11 protein-coding genes and 1 CRISPR repeat array are annotated in these 18949 nt (G+C 57.1%); of the genes, 8 read left to right on the forward strand and 3 right to left on the reverse strand.

All coding sequences use genetic code 11. The annotated features are described in order from the left end of the window. The first annotated feature begins 6 nt into the window (after positions 1–6). The 7 genes from cas3 (at position 7) to cas2 (ending at position 10761) form a co-directional block, all read left to right on the forward strand. Positions 7–2439, forward strand: a complete 2433-nt coding sequence (cas3, locus tag AABO57_02285) for a CRISPR-associated helicase Cas3' (GenBank protein MEK6284546.1) — start codon at positions 7–9, stop codon at positions 2437–2439. Continuing rightward, positions 2439–4856: a type I-U CRISPR-associated protein Csx17 gene (csx17, locus tag AABO57_02290; GenBank protein ID MEK6284547.1), complete on the forward strand. Its 2418-nt coding sequence runs from the start codon at positions 2439–2441 to the stop codon at positions 4854–4856. Before cas3 ends, csx17 begins: the two co-directional genes overlap by 1 nt. A gap of 120 nt (positions 4857–4976) precedes the next feature. Beyond that, positions 4977–6086: a type I-U CRISPR-associated RAMP protein Csb1/Cas7u gene (gene cas7u, locus AABO57_02295; GenBank protein MEK6284548.1), complete on the forward strand. Its 1110-nt coding sequence runs from the start codon at positions 4977–4979 to the stop codon at positions 6084–6086. Next, positions 6083–7588 (forward strand): type I-U CRISPR-associated protein Csb2, encoded by a 1506-nt coding sequence (csb2, locus tag AABO57_02300; protein MEK6284549.1) that lies wholly within the window; start codon positions 6083–6085, stop codon positions 7586–7588. The genes cas7u and csb2 overlap by 4 nt, the downstream gene beginning before the upstream one ends. 191 nt (positions 7589–7779) lie before the next feature. Then, on the forward strand, positions 7780–8379 hold the full coding sequence (locus AABO57_02305; protein ID MEK6284550.1) for a transposase: 600 nt from the start codon (positions 7780–7782) through the stop codon (positions 8377–8379). 371 nt (positions 8380–8750) lie between these two features. Beyond that, complete coding sequence (gene cas1, locus AABO57_02310; protein ID MEK6284551.1) at positions 8751–10460, forward strand: CRISPR-associated endonuclease Cas1; 1710 nt, start codon at positions 8751–8753, stop codon at positions 10458–10460. 4 nt (positions 10461–10464) lie between these two features. Next, on the forward strand, positions 10465–10761 hold the full coding sequence (cas2, locus tag AABO57_02315; GenBank protein MEK6284552.1) for a CRISPR-associated endonuclease Cas2: 297 nt from the start codon (positions 10465–10467) through the stop codon (positions 10759–10761). Between the two features lie 175 nt (positions 10762–10936). Beyond that, a CRISPR array of direct repeats spans positions 10937–14114; the repeat unit is 36 nt; unit sequence GTTTCCACGCGTGAAGACGCGTGGCCCCATTGAAGC. 139 nt (positions 14115–14253) lie between these two features. Here cas2 and AABO57_02320 read toward each other — a convergent pair. Beyond that, positions 14254–15090 carry an LLM class F420-dependent oxidoreductase gene (locus tag AABO57_02320; GenBank protein MEK6284553.1) on the reverse strand — a complete coding sequence of 279 codons (837 nt, stop codon included), beginning with the start codon at positions 15088–15090 and terminating at the stop codon, positions 14254–14256. Positions 15091–15560: 470 nt separating this feature from the next. Between AABO57_02320 and AABO57_02325 the strand changes: the two genes are divergently transcribed. Beyond that, positions 15561–16295, forward strand: a complete 735-nt coding sequence (locus tag AABO57_02325; protein MEK6284554.1) for a sulfite exporter TauE/SafE family protein — start codon at positions 15561–15563, stop codon at positions 16293–16295. 84 nt (positions 16296–16379) lie between these two features. Here AABO57_02325 and AABO57_02330 read toward each other — a convergent pair whose 3' ends face one another. After that, entirely contained in the window at positions 16380–17237 is an 858-nt protein-coding gene (locus AABO57_02330; protein ID MEK6284555.1) for a LysM peptidoglycan-binding domain-containing protein, read from the reverse strand. A gap of 805 nt (positions 17238–18042) precedes the next feature. Further along, the gene (locus tag AABO57_02335; GenBank protein MEK6284556.1) at positions 18043–18738 is read right to left on the reverse strand and encodes a VIT1/CCC1 transporter family protein; all 696 of its coding nucleotides are present in this window, start codon (positions 18736–18738) and stop codon (positions 18043–18045) included. Positions 18739–18949 lie beyond the last annotated feature (211 nt).

The following is an 18949-nucleotide window of genomic DNA, read 5'->3' on the forward strand; positions in this document are numbered from 1 at the left end:
GCATCGATGAGTGAACCCAACAAAGACTTCCGCGACTTCTTCGAAACAGCCTTTGGCCTTGAGCCGTTCGACTATCAAACGCGGCTAGCAACTGATGAGGTCATGCCTTCGTTGGTGAACGTACCGACCGGCGCGGGTAAGACAGCGGCAGTGTTGGGCGCGTGGCTGTGGCGACGGCTTCAAAGTAACCCTACCGTCGGCCGGCGGTTGATCTATTGCCTGCCAATGCGCACGCTAGTTGAGCAGACCCACCGCGTCGCAATCGAAGCGGTCAAGCGGCTGGGCTTACAAGATCGCTTCGGCATTCACGTTCTGATGGGTGGCGATGTTGACAACGAATGGGAAGCACAACCGGAACGCGAATGCCTGTTGATCGGCACGCAAGACATGCTGCTTTCGCGTGCGCTCAACCGCGGTTATGCAATGAGCCGGTTTAAGTGGCCTATCCACTACGGACTGCTTAACAACGATTGCCTCTGGGTCTTTGATGAAGTGCAATTGATGAGTGACGGCCTGGCAACTTCGACGCAACTCGCCGCATTCCGTGAGCAGTTCAGGACCTTTGGTCCGTGTCATTCGATTTGGATGTCAGCAACACTCGACCGCGAGTGGTTGAAGACGGTTGATTGGGCTTCGCATGTCGACGCCCTCACGAAGCTGGAGCTTTCCGAGACTGACCGCGCCACACCGATACTCGAACAACGATTGAACGCGAGGAAGATCGTCGAGCAAGCTCCGCCGGATTGTCGCACGCCCAATGGTTTGGCAGACTTCATCAAGAGGCAACACAAGCCAGGGACACAGACCCTTGCCGTCGTAAACCGCGTCGCGCGCGCTCGTGAACTCTACAGCGCGCTGTCTGAGGGCTTCTCGAATGACGAACTAAAGCTGATGCATTCGCGCTTTCGCCCAAAAGAGCGGGCGCTGTGGGCGACGATGCTAGACGAAAAGCCGGCCGGCAACGGCAAAATCATCATTGCAACCCAGGTCATTGAAGCGGGTGTAGACATATCGTCCCGTCTGCTCATCACCGACCTCGCGCCTTACGCCAGTCTCGTGCAACGTTTCGGTCGCTGCAATCGCACGGGCGAGCCTGAAGAAGCGCTTATCTATTGGGTTGATCTGCCGCTCGACCAAGGTGATGCGAAGCTGATTAACAAAGAGGAACTTGGCGAAAAGGAACTACGCAAGATCGCGCTGCCCTACGACTGGGAAAATCTGAAGACGGCGAAGGGCTTGTTGCAGGAGATGCAATCAGGGTCGCCCGCCGACCTCGAGAAGATCGCCCACCACGATCAGTTTGCGCCAGCGCACGTGCTGCGCCGCCGCGATCTCATTGACCTCTTTGATACGACGCCTGACCTGTCCGGTTTCGACCTCGATGTCTCACGGTTCGTGCGCGGCGGTGATGTACGTGACGTCTCGGTGGCATGGCGGAACCTCAACGGGCAGGAGCCGACCCGCCACGAGCCGCGACTGGCGCACGACGAACTATGCCCGGTTTCAATCGGAGAGTTTAGAGAGTTCATCAAGACCAAAGAGACGGCGCGTCGGGCATGGCGGTGGGACGCGCTTGACGGGGAATGGCAAAAGATCAGTGAAGAGGAGCTGCGTCCTGGATTGACGCTGCTGGTCGACGTCAAGGCTGGCGGCTACGATCAGCTCACCGGCTGGGACAAGAACCTCAAGCGGACCGTGCCTGTCGTTGAAGTCGAGACAGACCAAAACGACGCGTTAAACGACGACCCGGACAGCTTCAAGCGGTACGTGCAAACGCTCGCTGCTCATTCACGGGAAGCCCGAACCGCCGCCGAAGCGATCACACAAGCCCTCAGCACTCTTGCGCTTGATGAGTATCGGGACGAGTTGGTCATCGCCACCCACCATCATGATTGGGGCAAGGCGCACGAAGTCTTTCAGGAAACGTTGCATCGCGGAATGGAAGATTCTTTGAGCGAAGTCCTGCTCGCCAAATCGGATCGAAGTCGGACGTCGGCGAATGGAAAGCGTGGACATCAACGCTCACGCTTTCGTCACGAACTGGCGAGCGCGCTGGCGCTGCTGCAGACCGACGCGAGCGATCTGGTCGTCTACCTAGCTGCGTGTCATCACGGCAAAGTCCGCCTGAGCATCCGGGCTCTACCGGGCGAAGACAAACCTGACGACCGCGAGAAGAAATTCGCGCGCGGCATCTGGGACAATGACGAACTGCCAGCGCTCGACCTCGGCGATCTAACCAAACCCGCTGTCACACTCGATCTCGAACCGATGCTGCTTGGCGCGAGCGAAGATGGCGCGCGTTCGTGGCTGGAGCGAATGATCACGCTCCGCGACCGCGTCGGCGTCTTCCGCTTGGCGTTTCTTGAAGCCCTGATCCGCGCGGCCGACGTTCGGGCGAGCAGCAATCCACAAGATTACTGGGCGAAGGAGACGGTGTGATGCGAAATCAAATCTTGCTCCGTGGCTGCGCACCTGAACCGTTGATTCACTATCTCAAAGCGCTGGGCATCTTTCGGCTCGTGTCCGAACAATGCTTCGATGCCGAGGTACGCGGGGCTTGGCGTGGCGATGCGTTCGCGTTGGAAACAGAAAAGACGGCAGATGAGCTGGTCGCGTTCTTCCTCAATCAGTACAGTCCAACCCCAATCGTCGCACCGTGGAATGGTGGGAGTGGATTCTACGATGGCGATGACACTTCTGGTCGAGAAGCAATTCAAGCTAGTAACAGCAAGCGACTTGAAAATTATCGTCAAGTCATCAACCAGATAATGCAGTTCCCGGAGTTGCCTTCCATAAGTCATCTGAATGTCCGAGAGATGATTGGCTTGGTTGAAGAAGCAACAGCCAACTCCAACGATAGTAGGAGTGAGGAGTGGAAGGATCTCGTTTCAGTTATCAGGGTACAGCTTTCTTCTCTTCAGGACACCACTCCTCTAGCCGAGATGACAATTGATCAACTTGGAGCTCACAAGAACGAGTTAGGCGATGATGAGCAGACCCGTGCCAGAACCCTTAAAGAGCTACTGGGCCAAGTTAAGAAGTTGAGAGGCGCGCTGAAGAAGATAGGTCGTGTCGCCAGAAAAGACACGATCGTTCAAGCCTGCCGAAATCGTCTTGGCGATCAGACCGTGAGCTGGATTGACGCTGCACTCGTGCTTAGCGAGACAAATTCAGAATCTCCGCTGCTTGGCTCGGGCGCAATCGATGGGCACTTGGAATTCACTAAGAACCTCATGGGGCGTTTGCGGGAAGTACTCCCAGAGCTGATAGCAGATGCCGGCCGGCCGAGGGACATAGACAAAAGAACTCAGCAGAGCGAAGAGCAGCTTCGCGGCGCACTCTTTCTCGATCGGTCCGCGAGGTTGGTGAACGCCGCCGTCGGCCAATTCCACCCAGCGGGCGCTGGCGGCGCGAACGCATCGCAGGGAGTGAGCGGAGGTTCCTTTGTGAACCCCTGGGACTTCATTCTCGCCATCGAAGGCACACTCGTTCTGGCGAGCGCGACCGTTCGTCAACTCGCTGCCGGAGCGCGGTCGCGAGCTTCCTTTCCTTTCACCGCCAGAAACTCCGCCGTCGGCTACGGCACTGCCGTTGGTGGCGAGAAAATGCGTGCTGAAATCTGGTTGCCGTTGTGGTCCCGCTTAGCGAGCTTCGCGGAAGTCGCGCATATCTTCGGCGAGGGGCGCGTGCAGTTTGGCGGCGCGCAGAAGCGCGTGGCCAGGTCCGGCTTTGATTTCGCGCGCGCCGTAGCCGAGCTTGGCGTTGACCGTGGTATTGATGCTTTCCAGCGATATGGTTTCATCGAGCGCAACGGACAGGCCAATCTTGCAGCGCCGCTCGGACGCTTCGAGGTGCACGAGCGGCCCAGTTCCGCTCTGATCTATGACGTGGACCGCTGGATTGAAAGATTGCGCGGAGCAACAAGGGACGCCAAGCGTACACCGCCTCGATTCGTTCGTGCGCGGACAAGCATAGAAGACGCCATCTTCAATCTGTGCGCCAGTGGAGAGGCAGAGCATCTGCGGGCTACTCTTGTCGCGCTTGGTTCAGCAGAAAACGATCTTGCGAGAACCCCACGATTCCGCGACGAACAAGGATTGCGACCGCTCGCTGGTCTAACAGAGCGCTGGGCTGTCGAGTGCGACGACAACTCATTCGAGTTTGAACTCGCTACCGGGATTGCTTCGATCACGGGCGAGGGCAAGCGCGGCCCGTTCCGCACTAACATTGAGCCGGTCGAAATCACCAAGGCCGGGATCAACTGGACCAGTGATGATGCTGGTGCTGTTTGGAGCACCGCATCCCTCGCCAACAATCTTGCCGCTGTCCTGCACCGGTGTTCCATAGATGCACGCACTGCTGGCGCCTCACATCCGGCGTTGTCGAGCAAACAGTTCGCATCACTCGGTGCTATTGATCTATTCCTTCGCGCCGAGACAGATGACGAGCGGATTGAAGAGTTGCTGCGCGGTCTCGCTCTCATCGACTGGAGCGCAGTCACCGCGCGATCGACCGGCGCATCGATCGCACTTCCGCCCTCGCTGCCAAGAGCCTACGCGCTCCTGAAATTACTCTTTCTTCCCGACGGCGAACTGAGCCGGGCGCCACTTGGCGAGCCCGTAACGATTCGGCATGAGCCGAGCATAGTCCCGCTGCTACGCGCGGGTCGAATCACCGACGCTCTGGAGACCGCCGAGCGAAGGCTACGCTCTTCGGGACTTGTGCCATTCTCCAGTCAGCTCCACTTTCCAGAAGATGAAGGTGCGCGGCTAGCGGCCGCACTACTGGTCCCGATTGGCGTACGGTCTGTCGCGTCGTTAGCCGCACTGGTCCTGCGCCCAGTTGTCCCAGGATGATCACAACACGAAGCCACCGTACGAGCTGATCAGCATCATTCGGAGAAGCACAATCCGCTTCAGCTCGCGCAGGGCCGCAGTGTTCAACGTAATTTGATATTAACAATCGAAGGAGAATACATGACCGACAAACTGCAACAGATGCTCGACGCGCTGGAAGACCAACCTCGCTTACTTGTGGAGGCATCACTTCACCCAGTTCAAGGAGATCGCTTCCAGCCGACGGGGTTTCCAGACCTGGGCGCAGCAGTCTACAAACGACCGGATGGCACGCCGATGCTGCTGGTTGAGTCGGCGCAGTCAATGGCCAACCGCCTCGAAGCGGTCTGCTGGGACGACGCGAAAGACGAAATCGCGGAGCCGCTAAAGGGGTTGCCGCATGTCGTTGTCGATTTGGGCAACACCCGGAAAACCAGTTCGATTCGGGAAGCACACCGGCTAAACTCGATTTATATCATCACCGATAAGGTGTTCAGAGAAAATCTCCTGACTTCGATTCAACAGGTGGATGGAGGCGAGGTGAATCGAAGGGCTCTAGCGAAGGGCGTTTTCAAGCTGGACCCTTGCTCGCTTCTGCATGGAGTCTTCTTTGCTAGAAAAGACATAGCAGGGGGACGCGCTCGATTGCAGCGCCTTCTCTCAAGTTTCATTGAAGCGATCAACGTAGCTCCCGCAACCAGCGGCGGAGTCAAAAATGAAACTGTTGACCCAACGGGCGTTGATGCTCTCGCTCGCTACTCCGGGATCGAGCAGAAGAAAAATCTCGATGCAGCCAAGAGTATCCCTTATCCAAGAACTGAATACGTAGCCGAGAGCGTTGTCGCCTACTTCAACCTCGATCTCGCTTCCATGCGCGGTTACGGACTGGGCGACCCCGCCAACAGGTTGCTGGTCGCGCTCTCCATCTACAAGATAGTGAAATTCCTCGAAGGCGGAATGCGACTTAGAACCGCCTGTGATTTTGAACTGAAGTGCCTGGCCGTCAAGCGTCCCGAGGGACTCTCTTTCGCTCCCTCGGTGGAGCTTCTTCAGGAACTTCAATCGAGCTTACCCAATTTGATTAAGGATTGTGATTTTGGCGAGTCGCCCAAGACCCTCATAACGGCGCCGACTCTGACTGAGAAGGCATTGAAGAAGGCCCGAGAGGCGTTGAAGAAGGCTGAGAAGGAGAAGGATGTCTCGACGGATAACGCCGCCGCCTTAACCAACCCAGAAGGAGATGCGCAATGATCGCCATCAAAATGCGGTTTCTCGCGGGCAGGCTGCACGCTACGCCCTGGGGGCATCACGTGAACGAAGGCGTCGTTGAGTACCCGCCATCATTGTTTCGCTTGCTGCGTTCGCTGATTGCCACAGCACGCCGCGCGTGTCTGAATGAGGTTACGGAGGAGCAACTGCGTCGGATCGTGGCCGCGCTGCGCACACCGCCGGAGTTTCATTTGCCACTGGCTGCGGTCGCCCACACGCGTCATTACGACAACGCGCACGGAACACCAAAGAAACAAACAGACGGAAAGATCACAGTAGTAGACATTCCGTTCTTTTTTGACACGTTCGTTGCGCTCGGCCCGCAAGATGAACTCTCTTGGGTGTGGCATGAAGCCAACCTTGACGAAGCCGACCGCGTAGCGCTAGCGACGCTGCTAACTGCCCTCGGCACTTTTGGGCGTGCAGAATCTTGGTGCGAGGCGGAACTGCTCGGCGATGGAGAAGTGGAAGGGCTTTCTGCAAATCTCGAGATCAACAGTCTGCCGTTTGATAGCACCACCAGTCTCAGCGGACAAGAGACCATCCGCTTGTTGATGCCCCATGAGGAACTGGATGCTGACAAACTGATGAAGGTTCTTGAGACTGATACATCAACAATGCGCAAGAACAAACAACTTGAACCGACTGGAACGCATTGGGTGACCTACGCGCGACCGGCGGGCATCCTAACGCCGCGCCAGTTCAGTCCGGAACGCAGAAGGAGCAAAACGAAAACCGTAACCTTGGTGGCGCACTACGCGCTCGATTCAACGGTGCTGCCGCTGGTTCAGGACTCCCTGCCCTTCGCTGAGCAAGTTCGACGAGCGCTCATTCGCAATCGAGTTGATACCTCTCATTCCGAAGCCATTACCGGCAAACTCACCGACGGGACTCCGCTCGAAGGGCACGAGCACGCTCATTACTTCCCTACCGACGAGGATCACGACGGGCGGATCGATCACATCACCATCTATGCTCCGCGAGGCTTCGATGAAGGCGACCTGGAAGCGCTCGGGTCCCTCAGAACTATCTTTCGTTCGGGGAATCGGCCCGAAGTCAGAATGGTGCTCACCGGGCTTGGCGGACAAGAGATGCTCTCGGACGTTTCGATCTTTGGAAAAGAGGTTTCGATCTTCGCCGAGGCTCGGCGCTGGAGATCGGTCACGCCGTTCTCGCTGCCGCGCTTTCCCAATCGAGGAGGCGGTAAACCTCCAAGGCCTCGCGATCTTCCCGAAGGGCAACTCATTCGCGAGCTGAAGAATCGCGGGCTGCCCGAGCCCGTCTCGATCAAGCGTGTCAAAGGCTATCAAGTCGAAGGCCGGCCATTGGTGCGATGGTTGGAGTTTCATACAACGAGATACAACGGGACGAAGGGCAACGGCTTAGCCGGGTTCGAGATCGAGTTTCCAGAGCCGGTGCGCGGCCCAATCGCGGTAGGCTTCGCCTGTCACTTCGGGCTGGGATTGTTTCTGCCAGTCTCGTAGTCCGTTAGCAGGAGCGTTTCGTAGTGGGAGCGTTTCGTAGTGGGAGCGTTTCGTAGTCCCGCCTTCAGGCGGAATCTGAGCTTGTTTGTAATCCCTTCGTTGTCCCACGTTGACAAGGTGGCGGGCGTAGACTCAACGAGGATTCCGCCTGAAGGCGGGACTACGAAACGCGAACTACCATTCACCGAGCAATGTACGACTATCGTAAAATGACCCCTGCCCAGCGCGCCGAAATCGTCGAGCACCGCCGACGCCGCCATCAGCCGCTTCACTCGCCGCCCCATTGGGACCTTGGAATCAGCGACACGTACCTCGTCAGCGCTGCCTGCTTCGAGCACGCTCAAATAATCGGAAAACAGCCAGCCCGGATGAGCGATTGCGAAGACTGCGTGCTGGCTGCCTGCCGTCAGGCAGCAACAGAGACTTACGCGTGGTGCGTCTTGCCAAACCACTATCATCTGTTAGTGCGGACCGACGACCTGAAGCGGCTAACTAAGACGCTCGGTCAATTCCATGGCCGTTCATCCTACGAATGGAATCAGGAGGACGGCGCCAGGGGACGAAAGGTCTGGCACCGGGCCTTCGATCGGGCTATCCGTTCGGATCGGCACTTCTGGGCGACGGTCAACTACATACATCACAACCCCGTTCACCACGGCTACGTCGACAAATGGCAGGATTGGATATGGTCGAGCGCGAAGGAATTCCTTGAGCTAGTGGGGAGAGACGAAGCAACACGGATATGGGGTGAGTATCCGTTATTGGACTACGGTAAGAAGTGGGACGTCTAGAGTTGGCTTCGTAGTCCCCGTTTCGTAGTACCCGTTTCGTAGTACCGCCTTCAGGCGGAAGTTCCTTAGTCGCCTAATGGCCAAGATTCCGCCTGAAGGCGGTACTACGAAACGGGTACTACGAAACGGGGACTACGAAACAACAATTAAGCGTGGACTTTCCTCGAACTTCGCCCTATCCTATTCGAGCCTTCAACGTACTAATAGCTACCACGCATAACGCAATTGTCTGAAGCGCGTAATCAAAGACTGAATTCTCAGACGCGCTTAACGAAAAGCGAAGCCTCTGTAGTCCGAAACAACTAGACCGGAAACCCGGAACATGCGAGACGAGCCTCGCAGTCTGGACCTGAAGCGAAGGAGGTCTGCCGATGTCATCAGCCCAATCCCTCTCACCAGAACAATTCCCCGCTCGAATGATCAACGAGTTCTCATACTGTCCCCGCTTGTTCTATCTCGAATACGTCCAACAGGAGTGGGACCACTCCGCCGACACGCTCGAAGGCAAGTTCGTTCATCGCCGCGTGGACACTCAATCAGGCTCGGCGCCGGCCGCCGCTGATTTGGAGGACTCGGTTCGTATTCACGCGCGCTCGATTGACGTCGGCTCGGAGAAGCTCGGCGCGATTGCTCGGATTGATTTACTTGAAGGCGAGAGTGGATGGGTAACTCCTGTTGACTACAAGCGCGGCTCGGCGCCCGACACACCCGAGCGGGCGTGGGAGCCCGAGCGCGTACAGCTCTGTCTTCAAGGCTTGCTGCTTCGCGACAACGGCTACAACTGTGATGAAGGAGTGATCTACTACGCGAAATCTCAAGAGCGCGTGCCGGTCCCTTTCACCGCTGAGCTGATAGCGCGCACACTGGAGATGCTCAACGAAGCTCGAAGCACGGCGGAGTCGGGGCAGATACCGCCGCCGCTTGTTGATTCGCCAAAGTGCCCGCGCTGCTCACTCGTCGGGATCTGTCTACCAGATGAAGTGAACCTGCTGGGCCCATCTCAACTGCCGCTGCCGCTTCAAGAACCGGATTCTCGACCCGAGCCGCGCGTTCGCAATCTGGTGCCCGCGCGCGACGACAAGCTTGCGCTGTACGTGCAGGGTCAGGGCCACAGCGTAGGCTTGAAGGGTGACCTTCTGGAGATTCGCGACAGGAAAGAAGTGGTGGCCAAGGCGAGGTTGATGCAGGTCTCGCAGCTCAGCCTTTTCGGCAACGTGCAGTTATCCGCGCAGGCGTTGCGCGAACTGGCTGCGCGCGATGTGACGATACTACATCTCTCATATGGCGGATGGCTGTCGGCTGTGACGACCCCGCCGCCTCACAAGAACATCGAGCTGCGACGAAGACAGTTTCAGGCGGCAGGTGAGAAGAATCTCTGCCTGTACCTGGCACAAGCATTCGTGTCGGGTAAGATTCGCAACTCGCGCACCCTGCTTCGCCGCAACGGGCGTGAGCTCACCGACAACGTGATTCATCGCCTCGCTGAATGGCGGCACAGAGCGGAGAAGGCGGCGAGCCTCGAACAGCTTCTCGGGCTGGAGGGCAGCGCGGCGCGTGACTACTTCGGCAACTTCACACGGATGCTCAAGGTGAGCGACAACGCGTGCGCGACGTTCGACTTCACGTCGCGCAACCGGCGCCCGCCGCGCGATCCGGTAAATGCGTTGTTGTCGTTTATGTACTCGATGCTGACTAAAGACATGGTTGTAACGCTTATTGGAGCAGGCTTTGATCCTTACCTCGGTTTCTTCCATCAGCCTCGATACGGGAGACCGGCGTTAGCGCTGGATCTGATCGAAGAGTTTCGTCCTTTGATAGCCGACTCGGTTGTGATAGGGCTGATCAACAACGGCGAGATACGGCCTTCGGACTTCATCTCTCGGGCCGGGTCTGTGGCGCTTAAGCCGGACGGCAGGAAGCGAGTGCTCGAGGCGTACGAGCGAAGGCTTGATACCGAGGTGACGCATCCGGTGTTCGGCTATTCGGTCAGCTATCGGCGAATACTTGAAGTCCAAGCTCGTTTGTTGGGACGTTTTCTGACGGGCGAGATCGCAGGTTACGCTCCGTTCTGTACGAGGTAGCTAAATGAAGACAAGGTATATCGTGAGTTACGACATCTGCGATCCGAAGCGGCTGCGGCTGGTTCACAAGACGATGCTCGGCTACGGAGAACCGCTTCAATACTCGGTGTTTTGCTGTGACCTGTCAGCATCGGAGCGTATACTTCTGATTTCAGACCTCAGCCCCATCTTGGACCACCTTGAGGATCAGGTAATGCTGATAGACATCGGTCCGGCGGATGCACGAGGAAAGCAAAGTATCGAGACGATAGGCAAGCGGTTGAAGACGGAAGATCTCGAACGCCGGACATTGATTGTGTAAATTGGCATGCGAGCGGTTCACCGATGCGCGCATTGCCGGGAGGCGCTCGCTTGTTGAATTTAAAGGAGTTGACTTGAACGATGAGGAGATGAGTAGTAGGCTTGAGGCGCTTGATCGGCAAGCTCTCGCTTTCGAGCTTTTAAGCTCTTTGATAGGTGACGTTAGAGGGCGCGCCGTTTCCACGCGTGAAGACGCGTGGCCCCATTGAAGCCCGCCGCAAAGCCTATCGCGTCCATTGTCGGATCTTCAGTTTCCACGCGTGAAGACGCGTGGCCCCATTGAAGCGTGAGCAGGTAAACCATCTCATGCGCCGGCGTCGTTCGAGTTTCCACGCGTGAAGACGCGTGGCCCCATTGAAGCTCAAGCTCGTAGAAACGTAGGATGTCTGTAGTAGAGAGTTTCCACGCGTGAAGACGCGTGGCCCCATTGAAGCGCGAAGTTCCTCGATCTGCTCCCCGCTGATACGCAGCGTTTCCACGCGTGAAGACGCGTGGCCCCATTGAAGCTTTCCGGCCAGTTACAAGCAGGGCCAGTTCGTCATTGGTTTCCACGCGTGAAGACGCGTGGCCCCATTGAAGCGGTCTTACGCTTGCGCCCGTATTACAGGACAAATGAGGTTTCCACGCGTGAAGACGCGTGGCCCCATTGAAGCGAAATTCAGCAGATGTCTCAATAAGAGATTTTACAGTTGTTTCCACGCGTGAAGACGCGTGGCCCCATTGAAGCCTAAAACATACTCAAACTTTTTGGCTACTGTTCATGTTGTTTCCACGCGTGAAGACGCGTGGCCCCATTGAAGCCACGTTGCCAATCCTTTGTAGGTGTCCAGCACACTTTGTTTCCACGCGTGAAGACGCGTGGCCCCATTGAAGCTTCTTCTCACTATCTAAAGGCGACTGATTTTGGATTGTTTCCACGCGTGAAGACGCGTGGCCCCATTGAAGCGCGACCATTTCGGTCACGGCGCAGCGGAGAAGCGCATGTTTCCACGCGTGAAGACGCGTGGCCCCATTGAAGCACGCGAAGCTGGCGTAGCTTCCTCCGCACGCACGCCACTGTTTCCACGCGTGAAGACGCGTGGCCCCATTGAAGCAGACACGGTTGTGTTGACGATAACGAGTGACTGGCTGGTTTCCACGCGTGAAGACGCGTGGCCCCATTGAAGCCAGGAGGCGGCGAAGTTCGCAGAGAAGGTGAGCGGGGTTTCCACGCGTGAAGACGCGTGGCCCCATTGAAGCGGTCACTGCCGGCGACTGGTGTCGGATTTGCCGTGTGTTTCCACGCGTGAAGACGCGTGGCCCCATTGAAGCCACTTTTTCTCCCGTCAGTTTGTAGCGAAACACCCTGTTTCCACGCGTGAAGACGCGTGGCCCCATTGAAGCGTTCACTGCGAGCCGCACATCGCGCTACGGATCAAGCGGTTTCCACGCGTGAAGACGCGTGGCCCCATTGAAGCTTTTCTCGATCTCGTTGCGTCGCCACAAGATGAACCTTGCGAGTTTCCACGCGTGAAGACGCGTGGCCCCATTGAAGCTCAGACAGGACACGCTGTTTTGCAAGACCCCGGCGAAAGGTTTCCACGCGTGAAGACGCGTGGCCCCATTGAAGCCCGCTTATAATGTTGCTTATAACTTAGCGAATGACACAGTTTCCACGCGTGAAGACGCGTGGCCCCATTGAAGCAACCGATAGCGAGGGAAGACGTGATCGCGGGCCTGTGGTTTCCACGCGTGAAGACGCGTGGCCCCATTGAAGCATGGTGTCGTGAAGGTCCGTGTGAAAGTCTAATACGGTGTTTCCACGCGTGAAGACGCGTGGCCCCATTGAAGCCTCTAACACTCCACTGGCCCAATCCAACTCCCCGAAGTTTCCACGCGTGAAGACGCGTGGCCCCATTGAAGCCTGCGCGTACTGCCCGACCAGACCGATCTCCGTGTCGTTTCCACGCGTGAAGACGCGTGGCCCCATTGAAGCATCGTGACGTTGCGTCGATCCGAATATGCCCCGAAGCGTTTCCACGCGTGAAGACGCGTGGCCCCATTGAAGCCGGCAGCACTCGGTCGGCTTGATCAGACTAAGAATGGTTTCCACGCGTGAAGACGCGTGGCCCCATTGAAGCCTCGGTCTCCCGCGCCTCTTACCAGTCGGTTTTCTAGTTTCCACGCGTGAAGACGCGTGGCCCCATTGAAGCATGTCCTCCTGCAAGCGAGAGAACGTGTCCGCGGTGTTTCCACGCGTGAAGACGCGTGGCCCCATTGAAGCTGTGTGATGCCAATCTCTTTAGCCAACTGCATCGAAGAGTTTCCACGCGTGAAGACGCGTGGCCCCATTGAAGCCGAGAGTCTCACAGAGCCTTACTATCTTGCGCCGCTGTTTCCACGCGTGAAGACGCGTGGCCCCATTGAAGCAACGCTTTCTCTTGTTCGTGCATCAGCGCGATCGCCGGTTTCCACGCGTGAAGACGCGTGGCCCCATTGAAGCGGCGTTACCCTCGCGGACTCGGGCCGGTTCTCCCTTCGTTTCCACGCGTGAAGACGCGTGGCCCCATTGAAGCGTGGGGATGCAATGTCAGCGAATTCGCCTTTGTGCGTTTCCACGCGTGAAGACGCGTGGCCCCATTGAAGCGTGCGCGGTAGGTCATTGGTTGGCCTCGGTCAAGTCGTTTCCACGCGTGAAGACGCGTGGCCCCATTGAAGCGTAGCTGGTGGGTTCGTCCTGACCGGCACCTGTCCGGGTTTCCACGCGTGAAGACGCGTGGCCCCATTGAAGCAAAGCGACGGCAGCGGTGACTTCGCAATCGCGGCGCTGGTTTCCACGCGTGAAGACGCGTGGCCCCATTGAAGCGCTTGGAAGATTTGGAACGCTGCGGTGCCGTCTGAAGGTTTCCACGCGTGAAGACGCGTGGCCCCATTGAAGCAAGGCTTCCCGCGAAGCTACCCTGCGCGCCCGTACCGTTTCCACGCGTGAAGACGCGTGGCCCCATTGAAGCTTCTCATGATTTAGAGAGAAGAGGAGAAGAGAAGAAGGTTTCCACGCGTGAAGACGCGTGGCCCCATTGAAGCCTGTCGAGTCGGTCTTGGTTCGAAGGCCGCCGCCGCGGTTTCCACGCGTGAAGACGCGTGGCCCCATTGAAGCGCGTAGGTCGCCGACGAGTAGAAGACTCCATGCGCGAGGTTTCCACGCGTGAAGACGCGTGGCCCCATTGAAGCTCGGCGCGTCTCTTGCCCTCTTCAATTGCGAGCCGAGTTTCCACGCGTGAAGACGCGTGGCCCCATTGAAGCGTTCTTCATAGGGTTTCATCTTGAAGGTTGCAGCAAGTTTCCACGCGTGAAGACGCGTGGCCCCATTGAAGCGAATGCCCCCGCCGCAAGCGGCGGGGGCATTCGCTTCAATGGGGCCACTTGCTGTTCAACCCCGGCTCGGAATCCTCGGAGTCCTTGTCCGCTTGCCTGAATGCAGCCATCCTCTAAGCGGTAGCCGAAAGAACATTCTTCACCCAATCAACGAAGCGTACTTATCGAGCAAGGGCAACACAGTGTCGCGCTCGGCGGGCGGAAGCATAAAGATCGCTCGCTCGACTCCTGCGCTTTCCAACTGTTCGAGGGCAGCGGGCTCGGGATTAGCTCCGAAGATCGTTATCGAAATCGACTTCGGATCGCGTCCGGCCGCTTCAGCTCGCTGACGAAGAGCCGCGATCTTGTCCGAAACATTCCCCACGCGAAACCCAATCGGCATCCATCCATCACAGAACTCGATCACCCTGTCAAAAGTAGTAGGACCGTCGCCGCCCATCAGTATCGGCGGATGCGGCTTCTGCAGCGGTTTTGGATACGACCAGACCTTGTCGAAGTTGACAAACTCGCCGTGAAACTCGGCTTCATCCCTGGTCCAGATCTCTTTCATTGCAAGCACTCGCTCGCGGAGCACTCGCCATCGCTGCTTGTAATTAGTGCCATGGTTCTCCATCTCTTCGGCGTTCCATCCGCCGCCGATGCCGAAGACAAATCGGCCGCCGGAGAGAACGTCGAGACTGGCTACCTCTTTCGCCGTTGTGATCGGGTCGCGCTCGATGATCAGACAGATGCCCGTCGCGACGCGTAGCTTTGTTGTAGCAATCGCCGCGGCAGTCAACGCGACAAACGGGTCGTGGGTGTGCCAATACTCTTTGGGGAGATCTCCGCCCGCGGGATAAGGTGTGCGGCGGTTTGCCGGAATGTGCGTATGCTCCGGCAGCCAAAGCGATTCGAACCCGCGTTGTTCGAGCTCGCGAGCCAGTTCGTCCGGACGAATCGCATAATCGGTTGCGAATATTCCTGCTCCGAAAAGCATGTAGCCCTCCTGATTTGAAATGTGAGAAGCACGCGCATGATACAGCGCCCCGCGCGATCGGTGCTAGCCGAGTAGTGTCCTAATCTTGTGTTGATATTTGCAGGTGGCCGGGCGCACGACTCGATTACGGGCGACGGAATATTTGGACCGCGGCGGCCTTTGTGCGTTGCCGCCGCTTTTGGTTATCGCCCACGAAACGACAGAAAGCGGTGGCAACGCAAAGACGCCACCGCAGTATACGCGGTCGCTTGATAAGTGTCCTAGTCGACCAACACAAGATTAGAACACTACCGCTAGCCGGGCGGTCAAGAATTAGCGGCCGCAGCGTTGATAGGGCGTATCAACGATGGTAGTATGCGCCCTTCTCAATAAGCCAACGCATCACATGACAAACGCTCGCGAGAAGGCGACTCGCTAGCTAAAGTCGTTGACATTTTGTGCAGGGCTAGAACCTCAAAGGAGCCACCCGAATGCCGGTTGATCATGTGCTGTTGATCTGCGTCGCGATTCTAGTCGTAGCTTTTCTCTATTCGTCGGTCGGCCACGCCGGAGCATCCGGCTACATCGCCGTAATGACTCTGTTCGGGCTCGCGCCGCCGGTTATCAAACCGGCAGCTCTCGTGCTGAACATTCTTGTAGCCAGTCTGACTGCGTGGCAATTCTGGAAGGCAGGCCATTTTTCGTGGCGTCTATTCTGGCCGTTCGCAGTGTTGTCGGCTCCTTTCGCTTTTCTCGGCGGCTACATCAACCTGCCGACTCAAGCTTTCAAGATTCTTGTTGGCCTGGTTCTCCTTTATTCGGCCGCGCGCTTTTTGATTGAGACAGGGCGCGATCACGAGCCGACGGAGCCTTCAAGACCGATAGCTATTTCGGTGGGGGCTGGGCTTGGACTTCTTTCGGGGTTGACGGGAACGGGCGGCGGCATCTTTCTTACCCCCCTGGTGATTTTCATGCGCTGGGCCAGAACCAAAACTGCTTCCGCCGTTTCGGCGCTGTTCATTCTTGTCAATTCGATTTCCGGTCTGCTCGGCAACATCAGCAGCACCAAACAGCTTCCATTCTTTGCGTTACCCATGGCTGTTGCCGCCGTAGCGGGCGGGGCGGCCGGCTCTTATCTCGGGAGCCGGCAGTTCTCTCCCGGTTTCATCAAGAAGCTCCTGGCTATCGTGCTTACGATTGCCGGAATAAAGCTGATCTTCGCGTGATGATTGAGCTGATAAGGCATTGTGTCCTGAGCATTGAGCACCCGACATCAACGCCCTTCTGGATTTCAACCGGCCGCACAATTATCAACCGCCCAATTCCTCGCGCAGCATCTTCAGAGCAAGCTTCTCCTCCTCCTTGAATCGGTTTGCCACGCCCCGCTGCACCGCGGGTGAGGCCCTCGGAAAATGGACTAAAATGCCGTTCGAGCCTTTCCTTCCTCGCTCAGCGTAAATCGCGCTTATGAGCGCGCCATCGAATCCCGCATCCTCGCGGGTGACACGGACGGCGCCGATCGCCGCACCGACAATAGAACTGCCGCTACCATGCTGAACGGAAGTCGACCACACGGCATCCTGCAGTGTGCCGGACCTGCTCTCGACATCCAATCCATTCTCGGTTTTGATTTTGTTAACCAGCGGATCGAAGTGAGTTTTCTTGATGAAAGCGTGTTGGCTTTCTTGAAATGCTTCTGCGTGGGTGGCAGCAAGGTTCTTCCAAGCTGCTGTGAAGGCGGGGGTGCCCGGGTCGAGGTCCCTGAAGTTCTCCACAAACGCGAAGCCTGGCTGACGGACAAACCGTTTTGCCGTCCCTCCTCCAGGCTTGCTCGTCATCTGATAGGAGCCATATGACGGCCCGCCAGGATCTCCTTCTCCGCCTGATACAGTGCCGGGTCCCCTTCCACTCGTTTCAAATCTCTCAGATAGTTTTCCCAATGTCCTGCCCGCCGCAGCCGGTCGAGATCTCGTTCCAATGGTAGGACCAGGGCTAGTCTCTACCGGTTCAGGCTCGGTGTTACCTGGTATTGTCACCTCATCGCCCACGTTTATGGCATTTGGGTGTGTCTTGAATTGAGGGTTGGCGTCGAGCAATTGAGCCAGCGTAATCCCATTGGCCTGGGCAATTCGCAAGAGGGTTTCTCCTGACTTTACTTTGTGGGTCACGGTCTAGTCTCCTTTCATTTCGGTGCTAGTCCTACATAAATTGGCATTGAGACGACTACCCAAAACGGCGCTTCGTTCCAGGAGTGTGCTCGTATATGTATGCCGGTAGCGCGCAAAAGATTTCTACGTTATTCGGTAGTGCCCATTCAGATTGGTGATCTTCAATCAATCGTTATAGCTGTCGCACAGGTCGCATAGCAACCTCTCGGGACATTAACTCTGACGGACTTACACGATCTGTCATCGCCTCGTGACAAGTCGTGCTACCTGGGCAGGTGATGTCTTGAGACGTTATGCTTGTACAACAATTAGCTCGATCAAGCTGACGTATTGCGCGTGGCACAGCCATTGCAACTCTTTGCTGCTCCGAAACCTTAGCCGGTGAAGGTAGCCCAATCGGTTACCGCAAAACTCAAAGAGCGCTGTGAGAGTCGATGTTGGAAGGATGAAGTAACAGGGCGACATCATCCTCCTTCGATTTTTGCGCGCCACTTCTAACGAGCAGTTGAGAACAAGGAAAGGCGAACGATTTATGCTGAACAGCGTGAATGGGAAGCGAGAACTAGACCGCGTGAGTATGCTCATACGTGCTCTCTCTGAAGAGATGACACAGGAGCGACCTCACAGCGTAGGCAGCGCGTCACGAGATGCTATTCCGACACAGATGAAAGAAGCATTGTATGAGTTGCGCCTGCGGAAGCTGTTGATAAGCGCCTTGGTTAGCTCCGACCGCACCGCCGATACCATAAGTCACTAGCTCTAGGTCGACGGAGTCTATCAGTGCCGCTTTTGAGTGATCGGCGTTCTATGAGATCACCTTCGCGATTAGGAAGGCCGCGCCTGCCGCAAGACTTCCAACAAGCGCGGTTTCCAATGCGCTTCTAAAAGGCCTCGCTGTAGTGAATCGGCCCTTGATAAAGCCGAAAACAAACAACGCCACCAGCGTGACCGCCACCGAGAAAAGCAGCGCGCGGTGGATGCTTGAAATCAAAATGTAGGGCGTAAGCGGGATCATCCCTCCAGCCATGTACGCGCCGCCGATCGTCAATGCGCTGATACGCGCGCGCTCGGGCTTAGGCTCCTCCAGACCCAGCTCAAATCGCATCATGAAATCGACCCAAGCCTTCGGCCGTTCACTCAACGCGTGTACCACCGGAGCGACTTGTTCTCTTGTAAGCCCGTAACCCCGAAAGACCTGGGCTACTTCTTCCATCTCCTCCTCGGGTATTTCGGCGACTTCCTTTTGCTCGCGGCGTTGTTCGCTGGCGTAGTGCTCGGCATCGCTCTTCGCCGCCAGGTATCCACCGAGACCCATCGCGATCGAGCCGGCGGCAATTTCGGCGAGCCCGGCGGTCACGATGATAGCAGTGGAATCGACCGCCCCTGAAAGACCTGCCGCCAACGCGAACGGTACGGTCAGCCCGTCGGCCATTCCTATAACGACGTCTCGCACGGTTGCGCTCGCGGTGAAGTGGCGCTCAGTGTGGTGTGTTTGTGGCATGCTCTTTCTCCGGTTTGATCTTCCGCTTTATGCTAAAGACTGCGGAGTCATCATCATGCGCGCCTCAGGGCGCGGCGGCAATCCCCGTTCTGAATTGAAGATCCGGGTAGCGTCCTACCCGCGCCTTTACTTTTCATAGGTACGCGAATATTCTTTCGAGGTCCACACAGCGAGGCGCTCGTCGCAAATCAATAGCAACGCCATCTGCTCC

Source organism: Acidobacteriota bacterium, from assembly GCA_038040445.1.
Taxonomy (GTDB): Bacteria; Acidobacteriota; Blastocatellia; order UBA7656; family UBA7656; genus Onstottus_A; species Onstottus_A frigus.

Coding starts and splice junctions, on each gene's coding strand:
- cas3 (MEK6284546.1), top strand. CDS start 7: ATGAGTGAACCCAACAAAGACTTCCGCGACTTCTTCGAAACAGCCTTT.
- csx17 (MEK6284547.1), top strand. CDS start 2,439: ATGCGAAATCAAATCTTGCTCCGTGGCTGCGCACCTGAACCGTTGATT.
- cas2 (MEK6284552.1), top strand. CDS start 10,465: ATGAAGACAAGGTATATCGTGAGTTACGACATCTGCGATCCGAAGCGG.
- csb2 (MEK6284549.1), top strand. CDS start 6,083: ATGATCGCCATCAAAATGCGGTTTCTCGCGGGCAGGCTGCACGCTACG.
- cas7u (MEK6284548.1), top strand. CDS start 4,977: ATGACCGACAAACTGCAACAGATGCTCGACGCGCTGGAAGACCAACCT.
- AABO57_02325 (MEK6284554.1), top strand. CDS start 15,561: ATGCCGGTTGATCATGTGCTGTTGATCTGCGTCGCGATTCTAGTCGTA.
- AABO57_02320 (MEK6284553.1), bottom strand. CDS start 15,090: ATGCTTTTCGGAGCAGGAATATTCGCAACCGATTATGCGATTCGTCCG.
- AABO57_02305 (MEK6284550.1), top strand. CDS start 7,780: ATGTACGACTATCGTAAAATGACCCCTGCCCAGCGCGCCGAAATCGTC.
- cas1 (MEK6284551.1), top strand. CDS start 8,751: ATGTCATCAGCCCAATCCCTCTCACCAGAACAATTCCCCGCTCGAATG.
- AABO57_02335 (MEK6284556.1), bottom strand. CDS start 18,738: ATGCCACAAACACACCACACTGAGCGCCACTTCACCGCGAGCGCAACC.